This window comes from Bartonella sp. AD328YNZD (assembly GCF_042196425.1).
The window spans coordinates 1-13,245 of record NZ_JBHIQG010000042.1 but is presented as its reverse complement, the minus strand read 5'-3'; the positions used below and the strand labels follow the sequence as shown (position 1 = coordinate 13,245).

Genomic DNA, 13,245 nt, shown 5'->3' with positions numbered 1-13,245 from the left:
ATCAAGATCATTAATAAAAACCCATTCTAAATTTTGCCCTTCTCGTCCTTGTGCAACGCCCTCATAATGGTCACAAAGATACAATGGCATTAAGAGATGAAATGTTTTATAGCTATGACTTGCAAATGTTAAAGGGTGTAAATTATTTGGTTGAACATAAATACCAAGCTCTTCCTCTAGTTCACGAATCAATGATGCTTCCGGAGTTTCACCTTGCTCAACCTTGCCACCAGGAAACTCCCATAAACCAGCTAGTGATTTTCCTTCAAGACGCTTAGTTAGCAAAACACGATTATTCTGATCGAACAATGCGCATGCAACAACAAGAAGAATGGAACTTTTTATATACATATTACTCGCCAATAGGGATCATAAAGATAACTGTCTTTATCTATCATACCCCTCCTGCTCCTAAAAGAACTTACATCCTTCATTTTTTCTGAAAAATAATAAGCTGTTAAATATAAAATGCATCCGTTAACTTCTATAATTGCTGTTGATCATAACGTACTCTTTTGTTAAATCGCAAGACCAAACTGTCGCTGTACCATTACCCAAACCGATATCAACACGAATTGTGATGTGCTTACCTTGCATATAAGTACCTATTGTCTCTTCACAATACTCAGGATCTCGTTCGCCATTGATCGCCACACGATGCTCACCAAACCAAATCATCAATAGATCACGATCGACTTCAACACCAGCCTTCCCAACGGCCATAACCACCCGTCCCCAATTCGCATCTTCACCGGCAATAGCCGTTTTTACAAGTGGTGAATTTGCAATTGACAAAGCAATCGTTTTTGCAGCATCGTTTGTTGTAGCACCAATTACATTAACCTCAATTAAATGACGAGCACCTTCACCATCACAAACAACTTGTAATGCGAGCTCGTGCAAAAGTGCACTCAAGTGCTTTGAGAACACTTCATAACGCGGATCTGTTTTACATCTAATGCAGGGAAAATGTTCTTTTCCTGTCGCAAACAACATAAGCGTATCTGAAGTTGAGGTATCACTATCAACAGTAATTGAATTAAAAGAACCCTCAACTGCCTCTGATAACATGGATTGGAGTGCATCCGAAGAAATAGTAGCATCACTAACTACAAATGACAGCATTGTCGCCATATCGGGTGCAATCATACCAGCACCCTTTGCAATTCCATTAATGGTAACACACTCTCCCCCACAGTCAAAAGTGCGCGTCGCAAGTTTTGGAAATGTGTCCGTTGTCATTATGGCTTTTGCAGCTTCCAACCAATTTCCCTCTTCTGCTGTCTCTGTCATACTTGGTAAAAGATTGACAATACCCGCGGCATCCATTGGCTCACCAATAACACCTGTGGAAGCTATAAAAACTTCATCTTTTCTAACCTTTAAAGCGTTCGCTGCTGCATATATTATTTCATTCGTTGTGTGCTTTCCTTTGCTTCCTGTAAAAGCATTTGCATTTCCAGAATTCACAACAACAGCTCTAGCAACCCCATGAGGAAGCGATGCACGACAATGCTCTACAGGAGCAGATGGACATTTTGAACGGGTAAAAACGCCTGCCACATTCACTGGCTTATCGAATATGATGAAAAGAAGATCTGTACGATCTTTATATTTAATCCCAGCTTCAGCTGTTGCTATCCGTACACCAGATAATGGAGAAAGCTCTTGGATCTTTTGAGGCGACAAAGGAGAGATTTTCAAAACCACAATATGCTTTCTATAAAAAAATGAAATGATTGCAGATCAATAACCTCTCATAGAAAACTGCTAGATTTTTTGAACAAAACCAACCTAGCAAATTATCTATTAAAGAGGCTATCTACTTATTTTCCTAGCTATTCCGTATCTTCTTCATCGGACGTCTCATCGGGAAGCAGCGTCCCATTTTGATGAAGCGATTCCATGATTTTTGTAACATTAGGATCAGGGTATTTCACATCTATCTTGCTACGTAAATCAACAATCAGTTCTTGATAGCGCTTTTTTATCAGCTGTGTCCGCAACATTTCTTTAACATCATCAAATGCAGGCGGTTGTTTTACACGACGATCCTCTAATTTAATAATATGCCAACCAAAAGGACTTTCAACAGGTTGTTTAGTGTATTCGCCAACTTTTAAACCAAATGCGGCATCTTCAAAAGGCTTGACCATTTGACCATGGCTAAAATAACCAAGATCACCCCCAACGGCAGCAGAACCATCTGTTGAACTTTTCTTTGCAATCTCTTCAAAACTTTCGCCTTTATTTAAATGCTTAATGATAGCTTCTGCTTCTTTTCTCGTTTTGACCAAAATATGACGCGCTTTAACCTCATCCTCCTTAGGTAGAGCAGCAACTTCTTGCTTATAAAGAGCTTCCAAATCAGTATCCGATATTTTGTCAACAATCGTTTGTTTAAAATAAAGCTGTTGAAGAACATTATCACGCATGACTGCCATACGTTTATCGTAAGCTTCTGTCTTATCAAGACCTTTTCTTCTTGCTTCTTTTGCAAGTGCCTGCATATCTAAATAAGCTTTTAGAACCATCATACGACGTTGTTCATCAGGAAAACGTGCTAAATTAGGATTTATTTCAAGTGCTAAATCATCCAATTGACCTGCTGTAATATTTTTCCCATCAATAACTGCCATAACATGAGAAGGAGAAATTGCTTTTTCAGAAGCTTTCTCCAAAGTTTTTAAATCATTCGATGGTGAATTCACACCTTCTTGGGCTTTCACCCCTAAACTTGTACTTGCCAATAAAGTTGATGCTAAAAACAGCGTGATAAAGTTGAATTTCATAAATATACTCCTTAAAAGTGAAGGCAGGTTCAAGATTCCAATTTTCTTTACCATAACACTTTATTCTTTAAATATAGAGAAATAAATTAGTAATTTCATTGTAAAAAATATAAAATCGTTCTTTTATCTCGGTTTCTACAACCCTATCTAATGCAAATGAAAAACATGATCATAGAGAAAAATGACATATTGTATCTTCAATTACTTTGTATTGTATCAGTTAAATAGCATACCTAAAGTTGACATAGCGCGCTTAGCCTCTTATCTCTACGTTACAATTAAAATGGAAAATTGCACACCTGCAAGTATAATGGTACCATCTGCATTTCATTATATCTCTAATGATATCAGAAAACTTAAAGAAAATGTAGAGAATGGGGAAAACGTATGAATTACCCAACAAAAGTGACAATAATTAAAAGAAAGGGCCAGTGATGGTCGGTTTAGGTGTTTTTGCACGTAAATTTTTTGGTTCAGCTCATGAGCGACGCCTCAAAGCACTCCGCCAAAAAGTTGCACAAATTAATGCTTTGGAAGAACAATTCGTAAAATTAAGTGATGAGCAGCTTTACCAAAAAACAGATGCCTTTCGTAAACGTCTTAGTGGAGGTGAAAGTATTGATTTGCTCTTACCAGAAGCTTTCGCAACTGTTCGTGAAGCAGCAAAACGTGTTTATGACATGCGTCCTTTTGACGTACAACTTATTGGTGGAATGGTCCTTCACGACTGCGGCATAGCTGAAATGCGTACTGGTGAAGGTAAAACATTAATGGCAACTCTACCAATTTATCTCAATGCATTGGAAGGTAAAGGCGTTCATGTTGTGACAGTAAACGATTATCTCGCCAGTCGTGATGCTGAAACAATGGGGAAAATTTTTAGTTTTCTAGGGCTTACAACAGGCGTGATTCTTCATGATCTTGATAGTGAAGCCCGCCGAGAGGCATATGCATGCGACATCACCTATGCCACAAATAATGAACTAGGTTTTGACTATTTGCGTGATAATATGGCCTTCGATCATAGTCAAATGGTCCAACGTGGACATCATTACGCAATTGTTGATGAAGTTGATTCGATTCTTATTGATGAAGCCCGTACCCCCCTTATTATTTCTGGTCCTCTAGAAGATCGTACTGACTTCTATAACCTTATTGATACATTTATTCCTGCCTTAACTCCAGAAGACTATGAAATAGACGAAAAACAAAAAACAACGACCTTTACCGAAGTTGGTACTGAAAAAATTGAAAAAATGCTCGAACAAGCTGGGCATCTTAAAGGTGAGAGTCTTTATGACATAGAAAATGTCGCTATCGTTCATCATGTCAATAATGCTCTAAAAGCTCATAAACTGTTTGCTCGCGATAAAGATTATATTGTTCGCAATGATGAGATCGTTATTATTGACGAATTTACAGGGCGAATGATGCCTGGGCGGCGTTATTCTGAAGGACTTCATCAAGCTTTAGAAGCTAAAGAGCATGTTGCTATTCAACCAGAAAACCAGACACTTGCTTCCATCACTTTCCAAAATTACTTCCGTATGTATAGAAAATTATCTGGCATGACTGGAACTGCAACAACAGAAGCCGAAGAATTCAGAAATATTTATGGTCTTGACGTTGTCGAAGTTCCTACAAATTTGCCAATACAACGTATTGATGAAGATGATGAGATTTATCGAACAGCAGAAGAGAAATATCGGGCAATTGTGCGTGATATCCGTCAAGCACACGAAAAAGAACAGCCTATTCTTGTTGGAACAACCTCTATTGAAAAATCAGAACAATTGGCAGAACGTTTGCGAAAAGAAGGCATTACCGATTTTAGAGTCTTAAATGCTCGCTATCACGAACAAGAAGCATATATCATTGCGCAAGCAGGAGTTCCTAGAGCTCTCACCATTGCAACCAACATGGCAGGACGCGGTACGGATATACAACTTGGTGGTAATGTTGAAATGCGCATTCGACAAGAGTTACAGGATATCCCCGAAGGTCCAGAGCGGACAGCTAAAATTGAAGAAATAAAAAAAGATGTCAAGCAACTTAAAGAAAAAGCTTTAGCGGCTGGAGGGCTTTACGTTATCGCTACTGAACGTCATGAAAGCCGTCGTATTGATAACCAGCTTCGTGGACGTTCTGGTCGCCAAGGCGATCCTGGTCGCTCAAAATTCTTTCTCTCTCTTCAAGATGATCTTATGCGTATCTTTGGCTCCAACCGTATGGATGGTATGCTACAAAAACTTGGATTGAAAGAAAATGAAGCTATTATCCATCCATGGATTAATAAAGCCCTTGAAAAAGCACAAAAAAAGGTCGAAGCACGAAACTTTGAAATTCGTAAAAATCTGCTAAAATATGATGATGTCATGAATGATCAACGCAAAGTTATTTTTGAACAGCGTATGGAGGTCATGAATGCAGATGATTTATCAGAAATGATCCTTGAAATGCGTAATGAAGTCGTAGAGGATCTCGTAGAGGCTTATATTCCATCAGGGACATATTCTGAAAAATGGGATGCAAAAACTCTCGAAGAAGAGCTTCAACAACTCTTTAATCTTGAGCTTCCAGTGGAAGAATGGGTAAAAGAAGATGGAATTGCCGAGGAGCAAATTCTAGAGCGTGTATCAGATGCTGTTACAAAACTTGAAAATGATCGTACTGAACGATATTCTCCAGAAGTTATGGCTTATTTTCACAAAGCAGTATTGCTCGAAACTATTGACACGTTATGGCGTGAACATCTGGTAAGTTTAGACCATTTGCGTTCTGTTGTTGGGTTTCGTGGTTATGCGCAGCGGGATCCACTCAATGAATATAAGACAGAATCATTTGAACTCTTTCAAAGTATGTTGAAAAATTTGCGCAGAATTGTCACTTCTAAACTTATGCGCTTTGAAATTATTCAACAACCCACAGAACCAACCATGCCTGAGCAAACGGATGCTGTTTCATCCGTCTTTAATGATCAAAGTCAAGAAAATGCTCCCACCTTATGGGCACGATCACAAGAAAATAGATTTGTTAATCCACAAGATCGTGACCCTAACGATATAACCACATGGGGAAAAGTTGGACGTAATGAGCGTTGTCCTTGCGGTTCAGAGAAAAAATACAAACACTGTCATGGAGCCTTTGTTTGAAAAGTAAACTATGCAAATGAATAAAAAGCGAAATTATGAGCAAGAATTGCGCACAGCTGGTTTAAGAGTAACACGTCAACGACGTGTTATTCTTGATATTTTGACGGATACAAATGATCATCCCAATGCATTTGAAATTTTTCAGCGTGCAAACAAAATAGATTCGAATATTTCACTCTCAACGGTTTATCGAACCATGAAAATATTAGAAGGAAATGGAACAATTCATCGCCATAGCTTTAGTGGTGGTCCATCTCGTTTTGAGCAAGCAGATGGGCAACATCATGATCATCTTATTGATATAGAAACAGGACAAGTTATCGAGTTTCATTCTGATGTTATTGAAAAGCTGCAAGAGGAAATTGCAAAATCCCTTGGCTATGATATTATTCATCATCGCCTTGAACTTTACGGAAAAAAAAACTCTTAAAAAAATGATTATATATCATTAGATAAAATACCTCAGGCAAATCAAATTTTATAAAAATTTACCTTTAAAATATAATAGTTTTCATTGGCAAAAAAAAAGAATTGCTTTATTACCTCTTTTTGTATGATGCTATACGGTAATTCATTGCCGATATTATCACAAAAAATCATTGCAAAAAAATATTATAAAAATTGTATTATGAAAAATTAGGCCAATATTATCATGGTTTCTTTGCCACAAGATCGTATGAAACAGCTTGAAAAGCGCTTTGAAATAATTGAAAGCCAAATGACAACAAATCCAAATGCTGAAACATATGTCAAATTAGCTTCTGAATATGCAGAACTACAACCCGTTATTACCTCTATACGCGCATTAAATGCTCTTTACGGAGAGATTACAGAATTAGAAGCGATTATCAACGATAAACAAACAGATATAGAGATGCGTAACCTTGCCCAGGAAGAGCTACCATCGTTATATAAAAAAGGAGAGCAATTTGAAAAAGAACTCCAGATTCTGCTTTTGCCTAAAGATGTTGCTGATGAAAAAAGCGCTATTATTGAAATTCGAGCAGGAACGGGTGGATCAGAAGCAGCACTTTTTTCCGGTGATCTTTTTCGCATGTATGAACGTTATGCCCATGCTCACCATTGGAAAGTAGAAGTTATTTCACTCAGTGAGGGGGAAGTTGGCGGATATAAAGAGATTATTGCTAGCATTTCAGGAAAAGGTGTCTTTTCTAAATTGAAATATGAATCAGGTGTCCATCGTGTGCAACGCATCCCTGAAACAGAGACAGGTGGACGTATCCATACATCTGCTGCTACCGTTGCTGTACTTCCAGAGGCTGAAGATATTGATATTGATATTCGTCCTGAAGATATTCGTATCGACACAATGCGTGCATCTGGAGCAGGAGGACAGCATGTTAATACAACGGATTCAGCTGTTCGTATCACGCATATTCCAACAGGAATTATGGTCGTACAAGCAGAAAAATCACAACATCAAAACAGAGCACGAGCCCTTCAAATTTTACGGGCACGCTTATTCGATATCGAACGACAAAAAGCGGAAAATGAACGTTCAGCTTCCCGTAAGAGCCAAGTTGGTTCTGGTGATCGTTCAGAACGTATTCGTACCTATAATTTTCCACAAGGACGCATCACGGATCACCGTATTAATCTGACCCTGTATAAGCTTGATCGCATATTGGAAGGAGATCTTGATGAGCTTATTCATGCACTCATCTCAGATCACCAAACAGCACTCCTGATGGAAATGGACAATAATTGAACAAATATTCTTTCAAAAATGTCATCCAACAAACTCAAGAAAAATTGCGCATGAAAGGAATTTCTGAAGCCAATCTCGATGCGAAAATACTCATTGAATGGATAACAGGAATAAATGCTGCTGAAAGAATTTCTCAACCAGATATACCTCTATCTTCTGAGCACATTACACAAATAGAACAGGCTGTCCAACGGCGGATTGCAGGCGAACCCGTCTACCGTATTATAGGAGAACGAGAATTTTATGGCATATCCTTCGCTTTGTCTCAAGAGACGTTAGAACCCCGTCCTGATACAGAAACGTTGATAGATCTTGTTCTCCCTTTCCTCAAAAAATATGTCGAAAATTCGAGAAAAATAACACTCCTTGATATGGGGACAGGAAGTGGCGCCATTGCCATTGCCATTCTTAAACACATTCCACAATCCTATGCAGTCGCTGTCGATATTTCTGAAGATGCCCTTAAAACAGCGACAAAAAATGCAAAAAATGCTGAAGTAATACATCGCTTCACACCTCTTCTTAGCGATTGGTTTAATTCTGTCACTGGTCGCTTTGATTTCATTGTTTCCAATCCACCTTATATCCCCGCAAAAGATATCAAAAAACTTGCAAAAGAAGTGCGCTTACATGATCCATTGCGCGCTCTTATCGGTGGAAAAGATGGTCTTGATTTTTATCGTAAGCTCGCCCATGAAGCAGCCAACTACTTAAAAGAAAACGGCACTATCGCTGTTGAAATTGGTTACTCTCAAGAAAAAGAAGTTTGCAATTTGTTTGAAACAAATGGCTTTCAATGCTTAGAAATGCGCAAAGACCTCAGTGGAATACCCCGCGCACTTCTATTTGCATGCAAACATTAAAATTCCCAATCATCATCCGTGGTAGCAACCGCCTTGCCAATGACATAAGAAGAACCAGCCCCTGAAAAAAAGTCATGATTTTCGTCAGAGTTTGGTGATAAAGCTGCCAAAATAGCGGGATTAACACGACAAACCTCAGGGGGGAAAAGAGCTTCAAAACCTAAATTCATTAAAGCCTTGTTAGCATTATAATGAAGAAAAATTTTAACATCTTCCGTCAATCCAAGTGCATCATAAAGATCTTCAGTATATTTGCACTCGATGTTATAAAGGTCAAAGAGCAGGTTAAAAGCAAAATCTTTAATTTCTTGTCTTTTGGCTTCATCAAGCTTTGCAAAGCCCAATTGGAATTTATAACCTATATAATAACCGTGAACCGCTTCATCACGAATGATCAGTCGAATGAGATCTGCTGTATTGGTTAACTTAGCGCGACTGGCCCAATACATGGGCAAATAAAAACCAGAATAAAATAAAAAGCTTTCCAGTAAAGTAGAAGCAATTTTTTTCTTGAGTGGATCATTTGCTTCATAACGTTCAAGTACTAATCTAGCCTTTTTCTGCAAATGAATATTTTCTTCCGACCATCTAAATGCATCATCAACTTCTACGGTCGAGCAAAGGGTTGAAAAAATAGAGGAATAAGAACGTGCATGAACCGCTTCCATAAACGCAATATTCGTCAAAACCGCCTCCTCATGCTCTGTTATCGCATCAGCCAGAAGCGAAATGGCTCCTACAGTGTTTTGAATTGTATCTAAAAGCGTTAGTCCTGTAAAAACACGAATCGTTAATTTACGTTCTTCATCCGTTAAGCTTGACCATGAGGGAATGTCATTGGAAAGTGGAACCTTCTCAGGTAACCAAAAATTCCCAGTTAAGCGGTTCCATACTTCAAGATCTTTCTCATCATGTAATCTATTCCAATTAACAGCACACACAACAGGATTTTTGGTTGTAATCTTTGTCATATGATGATCTCCTATAAACTGCACGAAACACAGCCATCTACTTCTGTTCCACTTAATGCTACTTGCCGTAATCGTACATAATAAATACTCTTGATACCCTTTTTCCAAGCATAAATTTGTGCGCGGTTAATATCACGTGTGGTCGCTGTATCGGGAAAAAATAATGTTAATGAAAGACCTTGATCAACATGCTGTGTTGCAACAGCATAGGTATCTATAATTTTTTCAGGCCCAATCTCATAAGCATCTTGGTAAAAATTCAAATTCGTATTATCCATATAAGGAGCGGGATAATAAACGCGCCCAATTTTTCCCTCTTTGCGAATTTCAATTTTTGAAGCAATTGGATGAATAGAAGAAGTGGCATGATTAATATAGGAAATAGATCCCGTGGGTGGAACAGCCTGTAGATTGCGATTATACAACCCATACTCAACAACTAAATCTTTGAGTTCCTGCCAATCATTTTGACTTGGAATAACAATATTGTTCCGTGCAAAAAGCTCTTGTACAAGCGCAAATTGCGGTTTCCATTCTTTTTCAATATATTTTTCGAAAAAACGCCCATCTGCATAAGCTGATTTTTCAAACCCTGCAAATATTTCTTGACGTTCGCGCGCAATTAAATTGGAAGCACGTATGGCGTGATATGTCACAATATAAAAGTAGATATTGGTAAAATCAATCGCTTCTGGAGATCCATAATAAATCTGCTCACGCGCTAGAAACCCATGCAAATTCATTTGTCCCAAACCAATCGCATGACTTTCGGCATTGCCTTTCGCAATGGAAGGTACACAAGCAATATTGCTCATATCCGAAACAGCAGTCAGAGCACGAACAGCAGATTCTACGGTCTGTCCAAAATCAGGACTTTCCATTGCTTTGGCAATATTCATGGATCCAAGATTACAGGATATGTCACTTCCAATCGTTCGATACGTTAAATCTGTCTCCAGTTCACTCGCCTCACTCACCTGCAAAATTTCTGAACATAAATTGCTCATACTTATGCGCCCAGCTATCGGATTCGATCGATTAGCAGTATCCTCAAATAAAATATAGGGATAACCCGACTCGAATTGAATTTCCGCTAGTGTCTGGAAAAAAACGCGTGCACTTATTTTCTTTTTACGAATCTTTGCATTATCAACAAAGGATCGATAATGCTCCGTTAAAGAAATATCGCTAAAGGGTTTACCTGTAACACGCTCGATGTCATACGATGAGAAGAGATACATATCCTCATTATTCCGTGCAAGCTCAAAAGTAATATCAGGAATAACGACACCAAGCGAAAGCGTTTTGATTCTAACTTTTTCATCAGCATTTTCACGCTTTGTATCCAAAAACTTCATAATATCTAAATGATGAGCATGCAAATAAACAGCTCCAGCCCCCTGTCGTGCCCCAAGCTGATTGGCGTAAGAAAAAGAATCTTCCAAGAGTTTCATCACCGGTAAAACACCTGAGGACTGATTTTCTATTTGCTTAATTGGCGCTCCAGCTTCCCGCAAATTGGTCAAACAAAGCGCCACACCTCCACCACGTTTTGAAAGCTGCAAAGCCGAATTAACCGAACGACCTATCGATTCCATATTATCTTCAACACGTAGCAAAAAACACGAAACCAATTCACCACGTTGTTTTTTGCCAGCATTTAGAAATGTCGGCGTTGCTGGTTGAAAACGTCCTGTAATAATTTCATCCACAAAACTTTCCGCAAGAGCTTTATTCCCTTGTGCCAAATATAAAGCTACAAGACAGACGCGATCTTCATAACGTTCAAGATAACGTTTCCCATCAAAAGTCTTCAGTGTATAGCTGGTATAATACTTAAACGCGCCTAAAAAGGTAGGAAAACGAAATTTAAATGCATAAGCACGTTTAAAAAGCTTTTTAATAAAAGAAAAATCATAAAGCTCAAACAAAGCTTTTTCATAATAACCTTCTTCTATTAAGTAATCTATTTTTTCCTTCAGGTTATGAAAAAAAACTGTATTTTGATTAACATGCTGAAGAAAATATTGCCGCGCAGCAAGCCGATCCATATCAAATTGAATATGACCATTTTCATCATAAAGATTAAGCATTGCATTCAACGCATGATAATCAGTAACCTGATCCGATTTCTGCGATTGTCCTATACCAATTGTTTCCAAAATCTTTCCAATCCCTTTTTTACATAGATAACGTCTTCATCAGTTCCACGCAGCTCAAAACGATAAAGGCAAGGGACACAACATTTTTCAGCAATAATTTTACTTGCTAAATTATAATAGCGACCAAAATTACGATTCCCACCGCCAATAACACCACAAATTAATTTTCGGTTCTCAGATTCATTAAGAAACTGGACAACGGCCTTTGGCACGGCCCCTCTTCCTTCGCCATCTGCATATGTAGGAACAACCAATACATAAGGTTCACCAACCAATGCAGAAGGCTTTTTTTTATCAATTTTGAAGAGTCGTTGACCAAGCTGCGAGACAAAATGTTCTGTATTACCCGTTGCACTCGAATAATAAACAATAAGCCCCATTAAGCACAAAGACCACTAATCATATCTGGTCTAAAACCAGACCAATGATTTTCACCACAAACAACGACAGGAACCTGACGATACCCCAGAGATTGAACAAAACTATATGCTTGTTCATCACAGGAAATATCAACAACACGATAATGAATGCCTTTTGCATCAAAAGCGCGGCGTGTAGCATCACATTGGACACAAGATGGTTTACTATAAATAGTGATCGACATTTTCTTCAACTTTCACAATTCCAAACAATCAACCCTGAAAGGTCAATCTAATAATTTTATAGGTACTCAAGAATAACAAAAAACAGAAATTGTAAGCAAAACATGTGGTTATTTTCAAATAATACACAGCTTCCTAAACATAACAGAATTCCTCATCAAATAACTTCAAAAACTATGATGAGAATAAGCGATTATTCTACAACTTAAATGGCAAAGCCCCCTAGTTATAAAACAATCTTTTGCTTGCATTACAATTCCCTCCTGCTGTCTAAAAAACTAACGTTCTAAACCACCGTTTTTCAAGAGCTCTAGTTTACTCTTTTACGGCAAAAATCAATTACAAAAACGAAAGGGAATCCTTCCAAAAGAGACTCTTCAGTAAAAATACTGCTATACCTTTGGCCAATAAACTCTTTACAATAATGGAAATAACTTAGATACCAAACGAAACACACTAACACCCTCTCTTGTGCTTATTTAGAATCACCAATCATTTTGATACTATATATAGTATATACTCTCTCTCTTTCGTCAAGGTGAATTCAATTATTATTTTTAATTTTCCACGATCTTCCCACTAAAATTTTCAGTACTCAAAACTATGTAATAATATAACATTTTGTTGACAAACGTTATATTATTACATAGTTTCCAAAATAATAAGCAACGATGGTAAAAAATATGGATCTGCACTTCAATAAGACAACATTAGGCTATAGGAATAGAATAGCAATAAAGAACTTTTCAGCAAAGTTAAAAGCTGGTTCATTGGTTGCAATAACAGGTGATAATGGCGCTGGAAAATCGACACTGCTAAAAGCCATCGCCGGATTGATTAAACCTCTTAAAGGAAAAATTACAAAACCAAAAAAAAGCCGCATTGCTTATCTTGCTCAGCAATGTCATGTAGATCAAACATTTCCAATTGATGTGAAAACGCTTATCAAAACAGGGTTATGGTCCTTTTGTGGA

12 protein-coding genes are annotated in these 13,245 nt (G+C 37.9%); 5 read left to right on the top strand and 7 right to left on the bottom strand.

Annotation, left to right across the window (positions count from 1 at the left end):
• The 3 genes from ACFIO3_RS03585 to ACFIO3_RS03575 all read right to left on the bottom strand — a co-directional run.
• On the bottom strand, positions 1 to 351 hold a 351-nt coding region (locus ACFIO3_RS03585), incomplete at its 3' end, for a (deoxy)nucleoside triphosphate pyrophosphohydrolase (protein WP_375704119.1).
• Positions 352 to 477: 126 nt separating this feature from the next.
• Complete coding sequence (argJ, locus tag ACFIO3_RS03580; RefSeq protein ID WP_375704118.1) at positions 478 to 1,710, bottom strand: bifunctional glutamate N-acetyltransferase/amino-acid acetyltransferase ArgJ; 1,233 nt, start codon at positions 1,708 to 1,710, stop codon at positions 478 to 480.
• Positions 1,711 to 1,838: 128 nt separating this feature from the next.
• A complete protein-coding gene (locus tag ACFIO3_RS03575; protein WP_375606773.1) occupies positions 1,839 to 2,792 on the bottom strand; it encodes a peptidylprolyl isomerase in 954 nt (317 codons plus the stop codon).
• Between the two features lie 434 nt (positions 2,793 to 3,226).
• Here ACFIO3_RS03575 and secA point away from each other — a divergent pair, with 434 nt between their 5' ends.
• From secA to prmC, 4 genes are all read left to right on the top strand, one after another.
• Positions 3,227 to 5,944, top strand: coding sequence for a preprotein translocase subunit SecA (secA, locus tag ACFIO3_RS03570; protein WP_375704117.1), 2,718 nt, complete (start codon positions 3,227 to 3,229; stop codon positions 5,942 to 5,944).
• A gap of 10 nt (positions 5,945 to 5,954) precedes the next feature.
• Positions 5,955 to 6,374: a Fur family transcriptional regulator gene (locus tag ACFIO3_RS03565; protein ID WP_375606771.1), complete on the top strand. Its 420-nt coding sequence runs from the start codon at positions 5,955 to 5,957 to the stop codon at positions 6,372 to 6,374.
• A gap of 222 nt (positions 6,375 to 6,596) precedes the next feature.
• Positions 6,597 to 7,673, top strand: coding sequence for a peptide chain release factor 1 (gene prfA / locus ACFIO3_RS03560; protein ID WP_375606770.1), 1,077 nt, complete (start codon positions 6,597 to 6,599; stop codon positions 7,671 to 7,673).
• Positions 7,670 to 8,536, top strand: a complete 867-nt coding sequence (gene prmC, locus ACFIO3_RS03555; protein ID WP_375606769.1) for a peptide chain release factor N(5)-glutamine methyltransferase — start codon at positions 7,670 to 7,672, stop codon at positions 8,534 to 8,536. Before prfA ends, prmC begins: the two co-directional genes overlap by 4 nt.
• On the opposite strand, the gene nrdF is transcribed toward prmC, so the two are convergent.
• From nrdF to nrdH, 4 genes are read right to left on the bottom strand one after another with little or no spacing between them, the layout of a single operon-like run.
• Positions 8,533 to 9,507, bottom strand: a complete 975-nt coding sequence (gene nrdF / locus ACFIO3_RS03550) for a class 1b ribonucleoside-diphosphate reductase subunit beta (protein WP_273722534.1) — start codon at positions 9,505 to 9,507, stop codon at positions 8,533 to 8,535. The two genes, prmC and nrdF, sit on opposite strands and share 4 nt — an antisense overlap.
• Positions 9,508 to 9,518: 11 nt before the next feature.
• Positions 9,519 to 11,669, bottom strand: a complete 2,151-nt coding sequence (gene nrdE / locus ACFIO3_RS03545) for a class 1b ribonucleoside-diphosphate reductase subunit alpha (RefSeq protein WP_375606768.1) — start codon at positions 11,667 to 11,669, stop codon at positions 9,519 to 9,521.
• The gene (gene nrdI / locus ACFIO3_RS03540) at positions 11,651 to 12,049 is read right to left on the bottom strand and encodes a class Ib ribonucleoside-diphosphate reductase assembly flavoprotein NrdI (RefSeq protein WP_375606767.1); all 399 of its coding nucleotides are present in this window, start codon (positions 12,047 to 12,049) and stop codon (positions 11,651 to 11,653) included. The genes nrdE and nrdI overlap by 19 nt, the downstream gene beginning before the upstream one ends.
• Positions 12,049 to 12,273: a glutaredoxin-like protein NrdH gene (nrdH, locus tag ACFIO3_RS03535; protein WP_005774163.1), complete on the bottom strand. Its 225-nt coding sequence runs from the start codon at positions 12,271 to 12,273 to the stop codon at positions 12,049 to 12,051. Before nrdH ends, nrdI begins: the two co-directional genes overlap by 1 nt.
• Positions 12,274 to 12,954: 681 nt before the next feature.
• Between nrdH and ACFIO3_RS03530 the strand changes: the two genes are divergently transcribed.
• A partial coding sequence (locus ACFIO3_RS03530) for an ATP-binding cassette domain-containing protein (protein WP_375704116.1) occupies positions 12,955 to 13,245 on the top strand: 291 nt, incomplete at its 3' end.

Bases quoted from the DNA above. Each gene is read 5' to 3' on its own strand.
- ACFIO3_RS03575 (WP_375606773.1), bottom strand. From the start codon at position 2,792: ATGAAATTCAACTTTATCACGCTGTTTTTAGCATCAACTTTATTGGCA.
- secA (WP_375704117.1), top strand. From the start codon at position 3,227: ATGGTCGGTTTAGGTGTTTTTGCACGTAAATTTTTTGGTTCAGCTCAT.
- ACFIO3_RS03565 (WP_375606771.1), top strand. From the start codon at position 5,955: ATGCAAATGAATAAAAAGCGAAATTATGAGCAAGAATTGCGCACAGCT.
- prfA (WP_375606770.1), top strand. From the start codon at position 6,597: ATGGTTTCTTTGCCACAAGATCGTATGAAACAGCTTGAAAAGCGCTTT.
- nrdF (WP_273722534.1), bottom strand. From the start codon at position 9,507: ATGACAAAGATTACAACCAAAAATCCTGTTGTGTGTGCTGTTAATTGG.
- nrdI (WP_375606767.1), bottom strand. From the start codon at position 12,049: ATGGGGCTTATTGTTTATTATTCGAGTGCAACGGGTAATACAGAACAT.
- nrdH (WP_005774163.1), bottom strand. From the start codon at position 12,273: ATGTCGATCACTATTTATAGTAAACCATCTTGTGTCCAATGTGATGCT.